At 55.0% G+C, this 19,409-nt stretch carries 17 protein-coding genes; 10 read left to right on the top strand and 7 right to left on the bottom strand.

All coding sequences use genetic code 11. The annotated features are described in order from the left end of the window. Positions 1-6 precede the first annotated feature (6 nt). Positions 7-2,049 carry an ASKHA domain-containing protein gene (locus Q1B46_RS06770; RefSeq protein WP_299946164.1) on the bottom strand — a complete coding sequence of 681 codons (2,043 nt, stop codon included), beginning with the start codon at positions 2,047-2,049 and terminating at the stop codon, positions 7-9. Positions 2,050-2,264: 215 nt separating this feature from the next. On the opposite strand from Q1B46_RS06770, the gene guaB reads away from it, so the two are divergent. From guaB to Q1B46_RS06755, 3 genes are all read left to right on the top strand, one after another. After that, on the top strand, positions 2,265-3,713 hold the full coding sequence (gene guaB, locus Q1B46_RS06765) for an IMP dehydrogenase (protein WP_299946163.1): 1,449 nt from the start codon (positions 2,265-2,267) through the stop codon (positions 3,711-3,713). Positions 3,714-3,772: 59 nt separating this feature from the next. After that, a complete protein-coding gene (locus tag Q1B46_RS06760; protein ID WP_299946161.1) occupies positions 3,773-4,936 on the top strand; it encodes an RsmB/NOP family class I SAM-dependent RNA methyltransferase in 1,164 nt (387 codons plus the stop codon). Between the two features lie 104 nt (positions 4,937-5,040). Further along, positions 5,041-7,347 (top strand): ATP-binding protein, encoded by a 2,307-nt coding sequence (locus Q1B46_RS06755; RefSeq protein ID WP_299946159.1) that lies wholly within the window; start codon positions 5,041-5,043, stop codon positions 7,345-7,347. A 5-nt stretch (positions 7,348-7,352) separates the two neighbouring features. Here Q1B46_RS06755 and Q1B46_RS06750 read toward each other — a convergent pair whose 3' ends face one another. After that, positions 7,353-7,946, bottom strand: a complete 594-nt coding sequence (locus tag Q1B46_RS06750) for a gamma-glutamyl kinase (protein WP_299946157.1) — start codon at positions 7,944-7,946, stop codon at positions 7,353-7,355. A gap of 191 nt (positions 7,947-8,137) precedes the next feature. Here Q1B46_RS06750 and recA point away from each other — a divergent pair, with 191 nt between their 5' ends. The 4 genes from recA (at position 8,138) to Q1B46_RS06730 (ending at position 13,316) form a co-directional block, all read left to right on the top strand. Continuing rightward, complete coding sequence (gene recA, locus Q1B46_RS06745; protein WP_299946156.1) at positions 8,138-9,202, top strand: recombinase RecA; 1,065 nt, start codon at positions 8,138-8,140, stop codon at positions 9,200-9,202. A gap of 178 nt (positions 9,203-9,380) precedes the next feature. Continuing rightward, entirely contained in the window at positions 9,381-12,050 is a 2,670-nt protein-coding gene (gene alaS, locus Q1B46_RS06740) for an alanine--tRNA ligase (protein ID WP_299946155.1), read from the top strand. 1 nt (position 12,051) lies between these two features. Beyond that, the gene (locus tag Q1B46_RS06735; protein ID WP_299660461.1) at positions 12,052-12,339 is read left to right on the top strand and encodes a DUF1330 domain-containing protein; all 288 of its coding nucleotides are present in this window, start codon (positions 12,052-12,054) and stop codon (positions 12,337-12,339) included. Between the two features lie 356 nt (positions 12,340-12,695). Next, the gene (locus Q1B46_RS06730) at positions 12,696-13,316 is read left to right on the top strand and encodes a transglutaminase-like cysteine peptidase (RefSeq protein WP_366871428.1); all 621 of its coding nucleotides are present in this window, start codon (positions 12,696-12,698) and stop codon (positions 13,314-13,316) included. A gap of 72 nt (positions 13,317-13,388) precedes the next feature. Here the strand turns inward: Q1B46_RS06730 and Q1B46_RS06725 are convergent, their stop codons facing one another. From Q1B46_RS06725 to Q1B46_RS06715, 3 genes are all read right to left on the bottom strand, one after another. Continuing rightward, positions 13,389-13,862, bottom strand: coding sequence for a hypothetical protein (locus tag Q1B46_RS06725; protein ID WP_299946150.1), 474 nt, complete (start codon positions 13,860-13,862; stop codon positions 13,389-13,391). 277 nt (positions 13,863-14,139) lie between these two features. Next, the gene (gene typA, locus Q1B46_RS06720) at positions 14,140-15,957 is read right to left on the bottom strand and encodes a translational GTPase TypA (protein ID WP_299946148.1); all 1,818 of its coding nucleotides are present in this window, start codon (positions 15,955-15,957) and stop codon (positions 14,140-14,142) included. 77 nt (positions 15,958-16,034) lie between these two features. Continuing rightward, the gene (locus Q1B46_RS06715; protein ID WP_299660452.1) at positions 16,035-16,370 is read right to left on the bottom strand and encodes an SMR family transporter; all 336 of its coding nucleotides are present in this window, start codon (positions 16,368-16,370) and stop codon (positions 16,035-16,037) included. 185 nt (positions 16,371-16,555) lie between these two features. On the opposite strand from Q1B46_RS06715, the gene Q1B46_RS06710 reads away from it, so the two are divergent. Beyond that, positions 16,556-16,687: a hypothetical protein gene (locus Q1B46_RS06710; protein WP_299660449.1), complete on the top strand. Its 132-nt coding sequence runs from the start codon at positions 16,556-16,558 to the stop codon at positions 16,685-16,687. A gap of 76 nt (positions 16,688-16,763) precedes the next feature. Here Q1B46_RS06710 and Q1B46_RS06705 read toward each other — a convergent pair whose 3' ends face one another. Continuing rightward, on the bottom strand, positions 16,764-17,009 hold the full coding sequence (locus tag Q1B46_RS06705; RefSeq protein ID WP_299660446.1) for a hypothetical protein: 246 nt from the start codon (positions 17,007-17,009) through the stop codon (positions 16,764-16,766). Continuing rightward, complete coding sequence (locus Q1B46_RS06700) at positions 17,009-17,662, bottom strand: alpha/beta hydrolase (protein ID WP_299660443.1); 654 nt, start codon at positions 17,660-17,662, stop codon at positions 17,009-17,011. Before Q1B46_RS06700 ends, Q1B46_RS06705 begins: the two co-directional genes overlap by 1 nt. Positions 17,663-17,840: 178 nt before the next feature. Between Q1B46_RS06700 and Q1B46_RS06695 the strand changes: the two genes are divergently transcribed. Together Q1B46_RS06695 and Q1B46_RS06690 are read left to right on the top strand one after the other, a co-directional pair. Then, complete coding sequence (locus Q1B46_RS06695) at positions 17,841-18,299, top strand: Rrf2 family transcriptional regulator (protein ID WP_299660441.1); 459 nt, start codon at positions 17,841-17,843, stop codon at positions 18,297-18,299. Positions 18,300-18,353: 54 nt separating this feature from the next. Then, positions 18,354-19,397 (top strand): cysteine desulfurase family protein, encoded by a 1,044-nt coding sequence (locus Q1B46_RS06690; RefSeq protein ID WP_299946144.1) that lies wholly within the window; start codon positions 18,354-18,356, stop codon positions 19,395-19,397. The last annotated feature ends 12 nt before the right edge of the window (positions 19,398-19,409 follow it).

The following is a 19,409-nucleotide window of genomic DNA, read 5'->3' as shown; positions in this document are numbered from 1 at the left end:
GGGTGACTATGACCTCCTGCGACGCCGACGACCAGATTTTTGATCATCGCCGCCGGTATTGAAGGACGGCGAGGGCAGGGTGACGATCTGTGCCAGTTCAGGGAATGGATCGGTTTTATGCGGAATCGCGTTAGCTGCGACGAAATGATCCTGAAACTTGGGCTCGATGGCGGTTTCGACCTTGGTGATTTCACGCACCACACGTTCGATCTCGGCCCGCGATCCGATGTTGCAAAGCGCGATCCGAGCGCCGGTTCCGGCAGCGTTACCGGCGCTGGAAACCTTATCGAGCGGAGCGTCAGGGATCATGCCAAGAACCATCGCGTGTTTGCTTGAAATATGTGCTCCGAACGCTCCGGCCAGCACCACGCGATCGACTCGGTCGACCTCCATTTCGTCCATCAACAACCGCGCACCGGCATAGAGCGCGGATTTCGCCAGTTGGATGGCACGGATGTCGCCCTGAGTGACGGTGATGCGGGGGCCGCCTTCGGCGCTTGCGTCATGGATTAGATAGGCGTGCGTACGCCCTTCGGGCACATTCCGAGTGGTGCCGGTTTGCTCGGCCGACCCGATCAGGCCGCTTTCATCCAACAGACCGGCAATACGCATTTCCGCGACAGCTTCGATGATACCCGAGCCGCAAATGCCGGTAATGCCGGTGCTTGCGATTTCCTGATCAAAGCCGTCTTCATCCGACCATATCTCGGACCCGATCACGCGAAAGCGGGGCTCTTTGGTGACAGGATCGATCTCGATCCGCTCGATGGCACCGGGTGCGGCGCGCTGACCGGAACTGATTTGAGCGCCCTCAAAGGCGGGACCAGTGGGGGAAGAGCAGGCCAGAACGCGTTGGGTGTTGCCCAGCAGGATTTCAGCGTTGGTGCCCACATCCACGATCAGCACAAGGTCTTCGGACTTACCGGGCTCCTCAGATAAGGCCACGGCGGCACAATCGGCGCCTACATGGCCTGCGATACAGGGCAGAATATAGACCTGCGCGCGTGGGTTCATTGTGGTCAAGCCCATCTCAGGCGCGGGTAGTGAGATGCTTTCGGACGTCGCCAACGCGAAAGGGGCTTGGCCCAGTTCGACCGGGTCCAGCCCCAGCAGCAGGTGATGCATGACCGGGTTGCACACGAAAACGGTCTCGACAATCAGCGTGGCCTCAATCCCGGCTTCATCCGCGATCGAGGTGGTCAGGTCATTAATCGCCTCGCGAACCGCTTTGGTCATTTCCTGGTCGCCGCCAGGGTTCATCATGGCATAGGAAACGCGGCTCATCAGGTCTTCGCCGAACCGGATTTGGGGATTCATCAGGCCAGAAGATGCCTTGACCTCACCCGTTTCCAAATCGGTCAGATGGGCCGCGATGGTTGTCGAACCGAGGTCAATGGCCAGACCATACAGGCCGTGTTCATGCAGTCCGGGCCAAATTTCGACGATACGGGCAACAGTGTCTTTATGGCCCTTATGTACAGCCACGGTGACCTCCCACTTGCCCTTTCGCAGAACGGGCTGCAGCTTGGACATCAGGGATAGATCCGCGGTGACGGCCCCGATGTCCCATTGCTCGCGCAGGGCGCGCTCCAGCCGCTCCAGATCGCCGGTGGGGGAGTGCATGTCAGGCTCTTCCACCACCACGAAATACAGGCGCGTTGCCGGGTCCATGATGATCGCCTGCGCAGTGGCTGCCTTGCGCACGACTTGGCGGTGGACTTGGCTTTCGGGTGGAACGTCGATCACCACATCGCCTTGGACTGATGCCTGGCAGCCCAAACGACGGCCCGGTTTCAGTCCGCGTTTGTCATCATAGCGCTGTTCAACCGCGTTCCATTCGCTCAGCGCATCCTCAGATACTGTAACGCCATGCTTGGGAAACTCGCCATAGCTGGGGGTGATCTGACATTTCGAACAAATCCCGCGCCCGCCGCAGACCGAATCCAGATCGACGCCCAACTGGCGCGCAGCAGTCAGGATCGGCGTGCCGACGGGAAAATGCCCGCGTTTACCGGACGGGGTGAAGACGACAAGGGGATCGGTGGTCATGAAAGGCCTGCCTTTGTATTCGCGCGTATGTCGGGGAACATATGAGTTTGAACGCAAAGGGAAAGGGTATTCCGCGGCACGTTTTGCACAGCTTGCGTCGTTTTCGGGCGCGGCAGAAGCCCGCAGGTGAAAACAACTTGGGTTCAGGGCTTTCCCTTGGGTGAATTCCATGTAATAGGGTCACCGTCAAACGGGCTTTTGCATGGGGTTATCAGATGCAGATTCGTGAGGCACTCACCTTTGACGACGTTCTTCTGGTTCCGGGCGCATCTTCTGTGCTTCCGGCGACGGCGGATACGACCACGCGCGTGACGCGCGAGATTTCCATGAACATCCCGCTGCTAAGTTCAGCGATGGACACAGTGACCGAGGCGCGCATGGCCATCGCCATGGCGCAGGCGGGCGGCATCGGCGTGGTGCACAAGAACCTGTCGATCGAAGAACAGGCCCGTGAGGTTCGGCGGGTCAAGCGATTTGAATCCGGGATAGTTTATAACCCGGTCACGCTGCGCGTTGATCAGACCCTTGCGGATGCGCAGGCCTTGGTGGACCGATATAACTTTACTGGCTTCCCGGTTGTCGATGAAGCAGGCCGGGTGGTTGGCATCTTGACCAACCGGGACATGCGCTTTGCCAGCTCAGATCAGACGCCTGTGAACGCGATGATGACCTCGGACAATCTGGCGATGTTGCAAGAGCCTGCCGATCTGGAAGAGGCAAAAAGCCTGATGCGGGCCCGTCGGATCGAAAAACTGCTGGTGGTTGATGGTGATGGCAAGCTGACCGGCTTGCTGACACTGAAGGACACGGAACAGGCGGTGTTGAATCCGACCGCTTGCAAGGATCAGTTGGGCCGTCTGCGTGTGGCCGCCGCGACTTCCGTCGGGGATGCCGGGTTCCAGCGGTCCGAGCAGCTGGTGGATTCGGGTGTCGATATCATTGTTGTCGATACTGCGCATGGGCACTCACAAGGTGTTCTGGATGCGGTCACGCGGGCTAAGACACTTTCCAATGAGGTGCAGATCATCGCGGGCAATGTTGCCACGGGCGAAGCGGCCCAGGCGCTAATCGATGCGGGCGCTGATGCGATCAAGGTGGGGATTGGGCCAGGTTCGATCTGTACGACCCGGATGGTTGCCGGTGTGGGCGTACCACAGTTGACCGCAATTATGGACTGCGCGGCGGCGGCAGGTGATGTGCCGGTCATCGCGGATGGCGGCATTAAATTCTCGGGCGATTTTGCCAAGGCGATTGCCGCAGGTGCATCCTGTGCCATGGTTGGTTCGATGATCGCGGGAACAGACGAAAGCCCGGGCGAAGTGATCCTGTATCAAGGCCGTTCGTTCAAATCCTATCGCGGGATGGGAAGTCTTGGTGCAATGGCGCGCGGTTCTGCCGATCGCTATTTCCAGAAAGATGCCGCCAATGACAAGCTTGTCCCCGAAGGCATCGAGGGGCAGGTGCCTTACAAAGGATCGGCCAGCGCCGTCATTCATCAGTTGGTGGGCGGGCTACGCGCCGCTATGGGTTATACCGGCTGCGCGACCGTGGATGAGATGCGCCACAATTGCAATTTCGTGAAAATCACTGGTGCAGGCCTGAAAGAAAGTCATGTGCATGACGTCCAGATTACCCGCGAAAGCCCTAACTATCGGATCATGTAACTGCTGCGGGGCTCAATCCCGAGCGCTGCAATCAACGGCGTAATTAGACGGACCTCTCAATGACACCCGCAGCCCGAGTTCAGGCCTCGATCAGCATTCTTGACGACATTCTGGCCGGAGCACCAGTCGAGAAGGCGTTGACGGGTTGGGCAAGGCGCAGTCGGTATGCGGGTTCCAAGGATCGTGCGGCGATCCGGGATCACGTATTTGATGCGCTACGCTGTAAACGATCTTTTGCTGCGCGCGGGGGGGCTGAATCGGGCCGGGGGCTGATGATTGGCGCTATCCGATCTTCGGATAACGATCTTTCTCAGTATTTTACTGGCCAACGTTATGCCCCAACACCGGTGACGGAATTTGAGCAGGATCAGACCTTCCGGACCGAAGCCGAGGGTCTCGATATTCCTGAATGGTTGTGGCCCGAATTCACGGCTTCGCTGGGGGATGTGGCCAAGGCGGCAGCTAAAGCGTTGCAGGGTCGAGCTCCGGTGCATCTTCGGGTGAACAAATCACGTGCAAGCCGCGCTGAGGTCACTCAGCGGCTTTCTGACGAAGGCATTCTGACGCGGCCTCATCCGGCTTGTGATACCGCTTTGGAGGTAACGGCAGGTGCGCGCAAAATTTCCCAAAGCCAAGCTTACCTGGAAGGCTTGGTCGAGCTGCAGGATGCCGCCAGTCAGGCAGTTGTTGCTGCGCTGGATTTGCAACCTGGGATGCGGGTTCTGGACTATTGCGCAGGTGGTGGTGGCAAGGCACTGGCATTGGCGGCAAATGCCCAAAATGTTCAAGTCTTTGCGCATGACGTCAATCCCGGGCGAATGACGGATCTGCCTGCGCGCGCAAAACGGGCATGCGCTGACGTCACGTTGCTGACATCAGATATGGTTGCCGGGCAGGCCCCGTTTGACATCGTGTTGGTGGATGCACCCTGTTCAGGAAGTGGATCATGGCGTCGTTCTCCGGCAGGGAAATGGGCGCTGACGCCAGAGCGTTTAGCTGATCTGACACAAACTCAGGCGGCGATCATGCGCAGCGTCGTGGCGCTGACTGCAGATGCTGGCACACTTGCCTACGCGACATGTTCGATGCTGGCCGTCGAGAACGACGCGATCGTAGACGCGTTTCTCTGCGAGCACCCAGATTGGCAGGCCGTGTTCCGTAAAACGTGGCTGGTTTCACACGGGGCGGATGGATTTTATTCAGCCCACTTGACTAGAATATAGTTAACATAAAACAACCTAGGGGAGTTTTATCCGCTGATTTGTTAAGCGGCAATTAACGATTGCGGGCCGATATTGGTCAAATATGTCTTAACAAGAGTTGTTTTATGTCTAGTGTTTCCGAAGCGTTCCCACGTTTATCAGATGCAGGGGTATCCGATCGTGGGCGCTACGTGTCTTTGGGGCTTATTGCCTTTCTCTTATGCTTGCTTGCCGCTTTTGACGTGTTGCCAAAACAATGGAACGCAGGTGTTGCGACCGTCGGGTTGACCTTTTTTGCCGTGACGGGGTTCGCCTTTCTCCGAACTTGGGTTACCAAACGGATTGAGAAGAATACCAAAGACGTTCTGACAACGCTGTTAGAACAAGACATGGCCGCCTGCATCGTTGCGGACCAGAGCGGCAGGATTGTTCTCGTCAATACACGAGCCAATGCTCGCCTCGCAGCTGATCCCGGTAAACTCATTGACGAAACGCTGCGTTCCGTTTTGGCAAATCCGGCTGCGGTTTTGCTGCGTCTTCAAACTCTGGCCAAAACACAGGGCAAGGCCGATGAAAACGTGGTCACGCGTGGGCAGTCGATACCAGTTTCGGTAACAAAACTGGATCATGATTGGTTCTGTTGGCGATTTGCTTTGGAAACAGTGCAGCCCTGGGGAACTGTGGGTTTGCCGGTTATTACGATCGGGCGGAATGCGGTTATCCTGAATGCCAACGATGCAGCTACCCGGTTTTTTGGTCACGCACCAACTACTCTTGCAGAGTTGTCGACCACCGAATTGGACACGGATGATCCGGTCGACTGCGGCCGTGTTATTCGGGTTAAGACCCCGGAGGGCGATAAATCGGTCCTGGTTTCTTTGCTGAGGCAAAGCGGAGTTACCCGAGAACTGCTTTTGACGCCAATTTCGGATGACGACACCAGGCCAGGGGCAACCTCATTTGCTGATTTACCGGTTCCGATCATTCAGCTGGCACCAAGTGGCGAAATCAGAGAAGCCAATCGCCTTGCGATTCAGCTGGTGGGAGAAATACAGCCCGGCAAATCCAACATCGAAGAGATTATGCATGGGCTTGGTTACTCCATTCGTGACTGGCTTGCCCGAACCGTTGAGCAGAAGTCCGCACCAAAGTCCGAATTTCTGCGTCTTACCCGTAAGGACAAAGAGGTCTTTGTTCAGGTTACACTATCCCGCATCACGAAAGACGGTCAGGTTTGCCTGATTGCAGTACTGAACGATGCGACCGAACTGAAGACGCTTGAGGCGCAATTTGTTCAAGGTCAAAAAATGCAGGCCGTCGGTCAGTTGGCAGGTGGCGTCGCGCATGATTTCAACAACTTGCTGACCGCAATTTCCGGGCACTGCGATTTGCTGCTGTTGCGTCACGATCAAAACGATCCCAATTACAGCGATCTGGTGCAGATCAACCAGAATGCCAATCGTGCAGCCGCTCTGGTCAGTCAGTTGCTTGCTTTTTCGCGCAAACAGACGCTACGGCCCGAAGTTCTGGATTTGCGCGATACGATTTCAGATCTTATCCATCTTTTGAATAGGCTTGTGGGTGAAAAGGTGCGGTTAACGCTCAGCCATGATCCTGTGCTCAAACCTGTCTGTGCAGACAAACGCCAGCTTGAGCAGGTGTTGATGAATCTTGTTGTCAATGCGCGCGACGCCATGCCTGACGGCGGCGAGATTCGGATAGAAACCGAAGTTCTGAATTTGGAGCGGGCCTATTCGCGTGACCGGGCGACAGTGCTGCCGGGCGAATACGTTATGGTCAAGGTGATCGACAGCGGCGTCGGAATCCCCCCGGATAAGCTGCAAAAGGTGTTCGAACCGTTCTATACGACCAAGCGCACAGGCGAGGGCACGGGGTTGGGCCTGTCAACCGTCTATGGCATTGTGAAGCAAACCGGCGGTTTTATATTCGTGGACAGCGTAATGGGGACAGGAACGGAATTTACCGTGCTTTTGCCGGTAAGCACTGCGACGCATACTCCTGAACCCATCACTGCGGCGGCACCAGAAGAACAACGATCAACACAGGGTGAAGGCGTTGTATTGTTGGTTGAAGACGAAGCCCCGGTTCGCGCCTTCGCGACGCGCGCACTGAGACTGAAGGGGTATACAGTGCTTGAGGCGGAATCCGCTGAGGATGCGTTGCGGGTATTGGATGATCCGAACCTGACGGTCGACATTTTCGTCACTGATGTGGTGATGCCCGGAATGGATGGCCCGACCTGGGTGCGTGAGGCGATGAAAACCCGCCCGGATGTTCGCGTGGTCTTTATGTCTGGCTATACCGAGGGTGCCTTTGGCGAAACCGGGCCCGAGATCGAAAGTTCAACCTTTCTACCGAAGCCATTCTCGCTGACACAATTGACCGAAGCGGTGTTTCAGCAACTCAACTAAGTTTTCTATTCGGCGGATTGATGCAGTGCGAATTCTGCAGTGTGCAGGTTGCGAAACTGCTGTTCAGTTTCCTTAGAAAGCTCCAGCTCTAGTCTGGGCGATACGTTCTCTTGGGGCAGGTGTATGTCACAGTTCAGACGGTTTTGCAGGAAATCCAGAATCTTGCTCTGGTTCTCATACTTATAGACATGGCTGACGCCAGCACCATTGCTGCGCGGCATAAGAAAATCGCTCTGGCACCCGACATCCGCATAGGCCGGAGGGGAATTCTGCATATGGGCGATCACAAATGAATCAAAACTCAGCGTCTGTGTAGAATGTGGGTGATCAACCAACTCAGGGCGTGTGCGATACCGGTACCAACTGCCCAGCCAATCGATGGGTTCGCGAACAACCGCCATCACCTCCATTTCAGTGTCGAACAGTTTCCGAAACATCGTTTGAAAGAACCGATCATAACGGCGCATGTTTGCGTGTTTCAGGTCCGTCGGTCCAGCGATCACGAGATCGGCGCGGTCGCGCAGGGCGGTTTGATACGCCGTGCTACCGGTCTTGGGAACGGATAAAAGCGCCAGACGCTCTTCATAAAAAACAAGCATTTATCTTTTCTCTTCAACGCTTTTTCGAGATGCAGATTGTCGTAAACGACTCTTTAACACAATTGTCCAAGACTGATTTTCATAAGTTTTAGTTGAAATGTTCTCTTTTTGGTCCCATAAGGAACAAGAGGCGAACAAAGCAGCGATTGCCGCCCGTCAAAGGGTGTGACAAAAGGGATAGTGACAGGACAATGGCGGATCTTCTGACAATGAGCGACAAGAAAAACGCGGACAAGCAAAAGGCGCTCGACAGCGCGTTGGCACAGATTGAGCGACAGTTTGGCAAAGGCTCGATCATGAAGCTGGGTGAAGACTCCAAGCAAGACATCGAGGCCAGCTCGACTGGTTCGCTGGGGCTGGATATCGCACTGGGAATCGGTGGTCTACCGATGGGGCGGATCGTCGAGATTTACGGCCCGGAAAGTTCGGGCAAGACCACGCTCACGCTGCATTGTATAGCTGAGCAGCAAAAACGTGGTGGTGTGTGCGCGTTCGTGGACGCGGAACATGCGCTCGACCCGCAATATGCGCGTAAGCTGGGCGTTGATCTGGACGAACTGCTGATCTCACAGCCTGATACCGGTGAACAGGCGCTTGAGATTACTGATACTCTTGTGCGCTCGGGCGCAGTGAACATGGTTGTCGTCGACTCGGTTGCGGCGCTGACGCCGAAATCTGAACTTGAGGGCGATATGGGCGACAGCAGTGTCGGCGTCCAGGCCCGTTTGATGAGTCAGGCAATGCGCAAACTGACGGGTTCGATCAGCCGCTCGAAATGCATGGTGATCTTTATCAACCAGATTCGGATGAAGATCGGCGTGATGTTTGGTAGCCCAGAAACCACAACTGGTGGTAACGCGCTGAAGTTCTACAGCTCGGTCCGTCTGGATATCCGCCGCATCGGCGCGATCAAGGATCGGGATGAAGTCGTCGGTAACCAGACCCGTGTGAAGGTTGTGAAGAACAAGGTTGCGCCACCGTTCAAGCAGGTCGAATTCGACATTATGTATGGCGAAGGCATCTCGAAAATGGGTGAACTGCTGGATCTGGGTGTAAAGGCCGGTGTGGTCGAGAAGTCCGGTTCGTGGTTCAGCTATGGTGACGAGCGGATCGGGCAGGGGCGTGAAAATGCCAAGCAATACCTACGAGATAACAGTCGCGCGGCACTGGAAATCGAAGACAAGATTCGCGCGGCTCATGGATTGGAATTCGAGATGCCGCCCGAAGCGGACGAGGATGATATCCTCGAAGCCTAAATAGTTGCTGATGGGAACAGCAGAAATCCCCCGGCATCCGATGGTGCTGAGAATACCTGGAACAGGGCGGTCTCCTCGGGCCGCCTTGTTTCGTTCTGGCGTGCCTCACCTGTGGACACTCCTGTGGCGCGGGGCTAAACCTTTGCGGATAAACTGATTGCGCGCTGAGAGAGCCCCAATGCCCACGCTGAACGATATCCGATCAACCTTTCTGAACTACTATGCCAAGCAGGGCCACGAAGTGGTTGCATCTAGCCCGCTGGTACCGCGCAATGACCCGACATTGATGTTCGTGAACTCGGGCATGGTGCAGTTCAAGAACCTGTTCACTGGCGTGGAAACCCGTGATTACAAGCGTGCCACAACGGCACAAAAATGTGTGCGCGCAGGCGGTAAGCACAATGATCTGGACAATGTTGGATACACTGCACGACACCATACCTTCTTTGAAATGCTGGGAAATTTCTCGTTCGGAGATTATTTCAAACCGGAGGCGATTCCATTTGCGTGGGAATTGATCACAAAGGAATTCGGGATCGACAAGAATCGCTTGTTGGCCACCGTCTACCACACTGACGACGAAGCATTTGAGATTTGGAAGAAGGTAGGCGTTCCCGAGGACCGGATCATCCGCATCGCCACCAACGACAATTTCTGGCAAATGGGTCCGACCGGACCATGTGGCCCATGCACCGAGATATTCTATGACCATGGCGACCATATCTGGGGCGGCCCTCCGGGCTCAGCCGATGAGGATGGCGACCGGTTCATCGAAATCTGGAATATCGTTTTCATGCAGAACGAGCAGTTCGAGGATGGCTCTATGGTCGAACTCGATATGCAGTCGATCGACACAGGCATGGGTCTGGAACGGATTGGCGCGTTGCTGCAGGGCAGCCACGACAACTATGACACCGACCTGTTCAAGACCTTGATTGAAGCGTCGGCAGACGTGACAGGTGTTGATCCCTATGGGGATCAGAACGTGCATCACCGAGTGATTGCAGATCACCTGCGTTCAACCTCGTTCCTGATTGCGGATGGGGTCATGCCGTCGAATGACGGTCGCGGATACGTTCTGCGCCGCATCATGCGCCGTGCGATGCGTCATGCGCATCTGCTGGGGGCGAAAGATCCGGTTATGCACCGTCTGGTGCCGACATTGGTTCAATTGATGGGCGCGCAGTACACCGAACTCGGCCAGGCGCAACCGCTGATCGAAGAGACACTGTTGCTGGAAGAAACCCGGTTCAAACAGACGTTGGATCGTGGGCTGAAGCTGTTGGATGAGGAAGTCTCTGATCTGCCAGAAGGTGATCCGTTGCCCGGCAACGCGGCGTTCAAGCTTTACGATACCTTCGGTTTCCCGCTCGATCTGACGCAAGATGCACTCCGCGAAATGGGCCGTACCGTTGACACTGACGGATTTGATGCGGCCATGGCCGATCAAAAGGCAAAGGCACGTGCAGCGTGGGCCGGTTCCGGTGAGGCTGCGGATCAGGTCGTCTGGTTCGATGTACTGGATACGGCCGGAGCCACCGATTTTTTGGGTTATGATACTGAAAAGGCCGAAGGTCAGATTGCCGCGCTGGTGGTTGATGGCGCTTTGGTCGACAAGATCGAACAGGGTGGCAGCGGTTGGGTCGTGGTCAACCAAACTCCGTTTTATGGAGAAGCGGGTGGTCAGATTGGCGACACGGGCGAAATCCGCAGGCTTGATGAACGAGACGATATCGCCCGCATAGAGGACACCAGAAAATTCGCCGAAGGCAAGGTTTATGCACACAAGGTGACGGTTGATCGTGGGTCGATCTCGAAAGGCGATGCTGTTGAGCTGGAAGTCGATCACGCAAGGCGCACAGCCATTCGCGCAAATCATTCGGCAACACACCTGTTGCACGAAGCGCTTCGTGAAACGCTGGGGGGGCATGTGGCCCAACGCGGCTCGTTAAACGCGTCTGATCGTTTGCGATTTGATTTCAGCCACTCCAAAGCTTTGACGCAGGAAGAGATTCAAAAGGTCGAGAGTGAGGTAAATGCATTTATTCGCCAGAACTCGACGGTCGAGACACGTATCATGACCCCAGATGATGCACGTGCGCTGGGTGCGCAGGCGCTGTTTGGCGAGAAATACGGAGACGAAGTCCGCGTCGTGTCGATGGGCAAGGCACCCACGGGCAAAGGGCAGGATGGTGAGACCTGGTCTATTGAACTGTGTGGCGGTACTCATGTGCGCCAAACCGGCGATATCGGTACATTTGTGGTTCTCGGTGACAGCGCAAGCAGCGCGGGTGTGCGCAGAATCGAAGCCTTGACGGGTGACGACGCGTATAAGTACCTGTCAGCTCAGGATCATCGTCTCGGTGCCATTGCCATGGAACTGAAGGCACAACCAGATGATGTCGTCGCGCGCGTAAAGTCATTGATGAATGAGCGGAAATTGCTTCAAAATGAAGTAGCGCAGTTACGCCGCGATCTGGCAATGTCCGGAGGCGCAGGGCAGGGTGGTGCCGAAGCAAAAGCTGTGAATGGGATCGCGTTTTTTGCTCAGTCTCTGACTGGAGTATCGGGTAAGGACTTACCGGCGCTTATCGATGAACACAAAAGCCGGTTGGGATCTGGGGCTGTTTTGCTGATTGCGGATACTGGTGGCAAGGCCGCTGTAGCTGCTGGTGTCACACAGGACCTGATTGAAAAGCTATCCGCCGTGGATCTGGTGCGTGCTGCGGTTGCCGAGCTTGGCGGAAAAGGCGGTGGCGGCCGACCCGACATGGCACAGGGCGGAGGCAAAGATGCCTCGAACGCGGACGCAGCGATAAAAGCCGCTGAACAGGTTTTAGGAGGATAAAATGCCTGCACTCTGGATTGCACATGTAACGGTAACTGATACCGAGGCCTACGGAAAATACGCTGAACTTGCGGGTCCGGCGATCGCCGCACACGGGGGTGCGTTCATTGCCCGTGCCGCGCGATACGTGCAGTTGGAAGGTAAGGAGCGCCCGCGTAACGTGGTCGCCCGGTTCCCTTCGGTCGAAGCAGCTGTGGAGTGCTATAACTCTGCTGCATACCAACAAGCACTGGATCACGCCCGTGGTGCCAGTGAACGTGAACTGGTTGTGGTCGAAATCACTGACTGAGATTCGCACTGATTCTGTAAGTCAGAATAGCAATCATTTGACAGGTCCGGATTTGGGCCTGTCAATTACAGCGCAAGGGGATACGATCCCTAGGCTGAAATTAAAATAATCATTAAAAAACAAATAGATAAAAATTAGATCTCTGGGTATCGAGTTCCAGAGAGTCTCGAATGTGGCAATGGCTGCCATGATCTTGTGCGGAAATGGTCATGGAATTTGACGAATTTCCGCCGTTTTTTCCCTCAACTTAACAAGTGATTGCGTAAGTACCTCGACCTGCAGATATTTTTCTTTTGAGATGGTAGAGTTCTGGGGCACGCCAATCATTTGGATTGAACTGGATCTGAGGGACAGGCATGACAACCGTTGGCGCTACGATGAAAATAATCTGTGAACGTGCCATAAGGTTTAGCGGGCATTTCAGTATGGTTGCCCTGGTCGCTGGTTCGACGCTGATTGGCTCAGTCGCCTCAGCGCGTGACGCTGCATTCATACAGAGTGTTTCTGCCTCACCACCGCCTTCAGGTGCACGGCAGCTGTGTCATCAATATACCTGGGCCTGTGCACATAAAGGTGCAGCTTCCTTATCCAGTGCTCAGGAAATGAAGCTGGTTAACCAGATTAATCGGCGCGTAAATGCGTCGACCCGTGAAATTACCGATCAATCGCAATACAAGACACGTGAGATGTGGGCCTTGCCGACAACGCGTGGCGGGGATTGCGAAGATTTTGCCTTGTTGAAGAAGCGCGACCTGATCAAAGCGGGGATCGATCCACGCAAATTGTTGTTGGCGACCGTTCTGGACACCCGCAGAAATTCGCATGCGGTACTGGTTTACCGCTCAAACCAGGGTGATTTGGTTTTGGATAACCTGACGAACCAGGTCAAACCCTGGTCCGCCACGCGGTATCTGTTTCTGCGCATGCAGGACCCGAAGCAGCCACGTAATTGGGTGGGTGTCTACGGGCAGAGCTGAAGACAATTTAGGCGAGATGTCGCGTCTTCAGTCTCCGCTATTTATTTCTTGAAAACTTAGACGAAACGAAATCTAGGTCCCCTTATCCCCGCCGCCAACTGGTGGTTCCGTAGGCGGCTCTGGATCGGGCTTAGTGGGTGGTTCCGTAGGCGGCTCTGGATCCGACTTTGGATCTGGTTTGTCTTCGGGCTCAGGCGCATCAGGTGGCTCATTAAACCCATCATCGCCGTTCTCGTTATCCGAGCCGTCGCCATTTCTTTGATCGGCAAAGCCGACAGAAGCGGTTGGCGCATCGGTCAGCAGCGAAGCGAATGCAGGACAGTCAAGCAGAGTTTGTTCAAGAATGCTCTCAAAATCAGCACGCCGTTGGATATAGCGCACCATGCGTGAGCTTACGACGTCACAGGCGCAAAGCGTATTTGAAGAAACGGATTGTTTTGCGGTCTTCACCGTACACATCTCAGATGCCTGAGCTGAACCGACTGAAATCAGAGGGAAAGAAGACGCGGCGAAAACAACTGATAAAAACTTGGATTTAATGCGCATGGCACCTCTCCTTGGATATACTCATTAACTACACCGCCATATATAGGGGCGGCGTCATACTTTGAACACAAATTCTCCTTTTTACGTCCCATTTTCAAGCACCCAGTAGGGAGCAATGACTGATCCCAGTTCGCCGTATCCGGAAAAAACCGTTTAATAACAAATGAAAAGCCTGCCATGTCGACGGACTTTTGGATTTTGGACTATTTCCTAATTGACGCAAATTTGCCACGAATGCGTCATTGTTGCCAAAGTGTGAACTCGGTTACTGCGTAGGCTACGCAGATCGGGCCATTCTCTTCCGCTCATGCGGATCCAAATAGCGCTTGCGCAAGCGGATCGCGTTTGGCGTTACTTCGACCAATTCATCATCATCGATGTAAGCGATAGCCTCTTCCAAGGAAAACTGAATATGGGGCGTCAATCGTACCGCATCGTCTGAGCCGCTTGCACGCACGTTGGTCAGCTTCTTACCTTTGAGCGGGTTCACTTCCAGATCATTGTCGCGGGAATGTTCACCGATCACCATGCCCTGATAAACATCGGTTTGCGGGCCAACGAACATACGCCCGCGTTCTTCCAGGTTCCATAAGGCATAAGCAACCGCTTGCCCTTTCTCCATCGAAATCAGGACACCGGCACGACGACCGGGGATTGAACCCTTGTGGGCGGCCCAGCCGTGAAATACGCGGTTCAATACACCGGTTCCACGCGTGTCGGTCAAAAACTCACCATGATATCCGATCAATCCGCGCGAAGGCACGTGCGCGATGATCCGTGTCTTTCCCACGCCTGCGGGGCGCATCTCGGCCAACTCACCTTTGCGCGCACCGGTGATTTTTTCGATTACAGAGCCCGAGTATTCGTCATCGACATCGATGGTGACTTCTTCGATGGGTTCCAGACGCTGGCCATCTTCGTCGCGAAACAAGACCTGAGGGCGCGAGATGCTGAGTTCGAATCCCTCGCGGCGCATGTTCTCGATCAGAACACCCATTTGCAGTTCACCACGACCTGCGACCTCGAAGGCTTCGCCGCCGGGTGTGTCGGTGATGCGGATGGCGACATTTGATTCGGCCTCTTTCATCAGCCGGTCGCGGATGACGCGGGACTGAACCTTTTTGCCCTCACGACCTGCCAGCGGAGAATCGTTGATGCCGAAGGTAACCGTGATGGTCGGCGGATCGATCGGCTGCGCCGGCAGCGCTTCGATTACCTGCGGGGCGACAAGAGAGTCTGCAACCGTCGCCTTGCTCATTCCAGCAATTGTGACGATGTCGCCGGCTTCGGCGACGTCAATCGGCTGTTGTCCGAGACCGCGGAACGCAAGGATCTTCGTGGCGCGGAAATTTTCGATCAACCCGCCATCGCGGCTGATTGCCTTGAGGCTTTCACCTGCCTTCAAGGTACCGCTTTCGACGCGACCGGTCAGAATGCGGCCGATGAATGGATCGCTTCCCAGTGTCGTAGCGAGCATCCGAAACGGCTCATCCTTCCTTTCGATCTGCTTGGGGGCAGGGACGTGATCAACAATCAGATCAAACAGCGCAGACAGATCCTTGCGAGGGCCGTCCAATTCCATATCCGCCCAACCCGAGCGGCCCGAGGCATACATGGAGGGGAAATCAAGTTGGTCGTCATCTGCACCAAGATTGGCGAACAGATCAAAACATTCATCCAATGCGCGGTCGGGCTCGGCATCCGGTTTGTCGACCTTGTTCAAAACAACGATCGGGCGCAAACCCAATGCCAGCGCTTTGGAGGTGACGAACTTCGTCTGAGGCATCGGACCTTCAGCTGCGTCGACCAATAGAACAACACCGTCCACCATGCTTAGTATGCGTTCGACCTCGCCACCGAAATCAGCGTGGCCCGGGGTGTCAACGATATTGATGCGGGTGTCTTTCCATTCAACGCTTGTAGCTTTGGCCAGAATGGTGATGCCGCGCTCACGTTCCAGATCATTGCTGTCCATCGCGCGTTCAGCAACGGCCTGATTTTCCCGGAATGCGCCGGATTGTTTTAGGAGCTCATCGACCAGAGTCGTTTTGCCGTGATCCACGTGAGCGATGATTGCGATGTTGCGCAGGTCCATGAGAGGTCAGCCTTTGAACGGGAAGTTGGCCCGGCGCATAACGCGGCACGGCACAATATACCAGCACAAACAGGCGTTCAGTGGCCTGTCGTCGAAGAAAACAGATGAATGATCAGAATTCCGGACAGGATCAACGCAAGTCCCAGGATCGCCGGCCAGTCGAGTTTTTGCCCAAAGACCAGGAACCCGATCAAGGCGATCAGGAAGATACCCAGTCCGGACCAGATCGCATAGACGATGCCGACCGGCAGTACCTTCAGTGTCAGTGCCATAAAATAGAATGCGGTGCCGTAACCGACTACGACCAGAACGGACGGCCAGAAACGGGTGAACTGATGGCTGGCTTGCAGCGCCGTGGTCCCGATGGTCTCGGCGATGACCGCCAATAATAGGAATAGGTATGTCTTGGGCAAGAAGGATGCCTTTCCGATTTATCGCGGAAGTTTGAGCATAGGTACCTATTGCCGGGCAAGAGAATTCGGAAAGCAAGCATCAAAGGATAACTTTACCAAAGGTCAGGTAAACCAGACTATTCGACATTTGTGAGGTGTGGTAGGAACTCGATTGTTTTTAGTTTGTTTTTAATGAGTTTGGTAAGATGACGACTTTTGCAAAATCTGTCATTATCGTTTCGGTTTTGATTGTGGCGCTGGGGTGGCTTGCAGACGGGGGGTCCGTCGACATTGATGCAGCCCAAAATGTTGAGCGGTTAACGGGTATTTCAGTTTAGGCGCCCGCCGAACGATTATCTGAAAAGGAGCTTTCGGGCTCCTTTTCTTTTGTTCGAATTACAATCGCCTCGGAATTTACTGCTTTTCGATCGCCTTGAGCTTTGAGCGATGCTCGGACAATTTCTTGACCACAAACTGCCGGGCCTTGCGCTCTGCCAACCGAACCCGGATTTCGGTCAGAAACGCTTCTTCCAGGGTTTGGGACGCCGCGCCTAGGAGCTCGCCGACCTCAACAAAGAACCGATCTTCACCGGTTTCATCCATAACCTTCATCGTGTCCTCGGCCAGTCGAGCGGCCAGAGTCGTGACAGTGTCAGACATCAGCGCGTATTCTCAGTTAGGCGGCGTTTCACATAGTCGGTTACGTCGGTCATCAGCGTGTCCATGTGGCGCTCTTGGAAGAAATGATCCGCGCCTTCGACTTCGTTATGTGTAATCGTGATCCCTTTTTGCTCATGCAGTTTACCGACCAGAGATGTCGTATCTGCAGGAGGCGCAACGCGATCCGCTGATCCGTTGATGATCAGGCCAGATGACGGGCAGGGGGCAAGGAAGGAAAAATCGTACATATTCGCCGGGGGTGAAACACTGATAAAACCGGTGATCTCTGGGCGACGCATCAGCAATTGCATTCCGATCCATGCGCCGAACGAAAACCCTGCAACCCAGCAATGCTTGGAGTTGTTGTTCATCGATTGAAGGTAATCCAGCGCTGAGGCCGCATCGCTGAGTTCGCCAATACCCTGATCATATTCGCCTTGGCTGCGACCTACCCCGCGAAAATTAAAGCGCAGAACGGTGAAGCCCATATTGTAGAAGGCGTAGTGCAGGTTATAGACCACCTTGTTATTCATGGTCCCGCCAAATTGTGGGTGCGGATGCAGCACGATGGCGATCGGTGCGTCTTTTTCCTTTTGCGGGTGGTAGCGGCCTTCCAGGCGGCCTTCGGGTCCGGGAAAAATCACCTCGGGCATGTGTGCTTTGGTCCTGTTTTTTGACGCGTCGGCCCTGAGATTATCTTGACGGTAATCATCAGGTACCTTAGAACGGTTCTAATTACATTGTGTGGCGTGAAAACGCTGCCAGTGGGAGATACGCACTGGCTGCGGCGACGTCAATGTTTTCGCGTGGTTCTTGCCAAAAGGGGATGATATGAAATTATCGACCAAAGGCCGCTATGCGATGGTTGCGCTGGCCGATATCGCCCTTCAGTCCTCGGAAAAACTGGTGACGCTTGGTGAAATTTCCGAACGTCAGGATATTTCGCTGCCCTATCTAGAGCAGCTTTTCGTCAAACTGCGCCGTGCCGATTTGGTCAGTTCAGTTCGCGGACCCGGGGGCGGGTATCGCTTGGCACGCCCGGCATCCGAAATTCGCGTGGTTGAAATATTGGCTGCGGTCGATGAAACCGTGGATGCGATGCATAAAGGTGCCGGGGCTTCGGGTGCGTCCTCGGGCAGTCGGGCGCAGTCCCTGACCAATCGGTTATGGGAAAGCCTGAGCGCACATGTTTACGTTTTTCTACATCAGACGCGGTTGTCAGATGTCATCCGAAATGATCTTGCGCCATGCCCGGCCGTTCCAAACTTGTTTTCAGTCGTGGACGACTGAGCCAATGAAACACCTGTCTGCATCGCCAAAACCCATGCTGGAAAAGATACATCTATGACACGAGTTTATCTCGATCATAACGCAACGGCCCCGCTGAGGCCGGAAGCCCGTGATGCAATGATCGCGGCGATGGATCTGGTCGGCAATCCGTCATCGGTTCATGCCGAAGGCCGTGCCGCGAAGGCCATGGTCGAAAAAGCCCGCGCGCAGATCGCGACGGCATTTGGGGCGGATGGCGCTGATATAGTATTCACCTCGGGTGCGACTGAGGCGGCAGCGTTGGCAATATCGGGGCGGGACCTACAAGGTGCGGCGATTGAACATGACGCGGTAAGGGCCTGGACTAACGAGGTTTTGCTGGTGTCGCAAGATGGGCGCATTACGGTTTCGACCCCCTCACAGTCGACCTTACAACTCGCCAACTCGGAAACCGGGATTGTTCAGAGCCTTCCTGCTGGTCTGGCCGTAACTGATGCAACACAGGCGTTTGGGAAACTACCGGTTGCGTTCAACTGGTTGGGTGCCGAAATGGCCTTGATATCTGCTCATAAACTGGGCGGCCCCAAGGGTATTGGCGCGTTGGTGATGAAGCGCGGCACCGATTTGGCGGCGCAAATCAAAGGTGGCGGGCAAGAGATGGGGCGCCGCTCGGGCACGGAAAATGTGATTGGAATAGCTGGATTTGGGGCGGCGGCAGAAGCTGCGGCGCGCGATTTGGCGAATGGCGTTTGGGAAAAAGTAAGAGAACTTAGAAATATTCTAGAAAACGCTCTTGAGGCCGGTTCAAAAGCTACTATTTTTGTCGGGAAAGATCAGGAGCGACTCCCCAACACGACGTGCATCGCGACTCCGGGTTGGAAGGGAGAGACCCAGGTCATGCAGATGGATTTGTCGGGGTTTGCGATCAGCGCAGGTTCGGCCTGTTCTAGCGGAAAGGTACGCGCCAGTGCGGTGCTGACAGCCATGGGACTTGATGAACATGCGGCGGCCAGTGCGATTCGCGTATCGCTGGGCCCAGAGACGACGGAAGAGAATGTGCTGCGTTTCGCGGAAACGTGGCTGGAAAAACAGAAAAAGCATCGCGCGCGTGCCGCGTGATCTGACGGAGGG

The organism is uncultured Ruegeria sp. (genome assembly GCF_947500045.1).
Classification (GTDB): domain Bacteria; phylum Pseudomonadota; class Alphaproteobacteria; order Rhodobacterales; family Rhodobacteraceae; genus Ruegeria.
The sequence above is the reverse complement of the archived record's forward strand: the minus strand, read 5'-3'. Positions and strand labels throughout refer to the sequence as shown.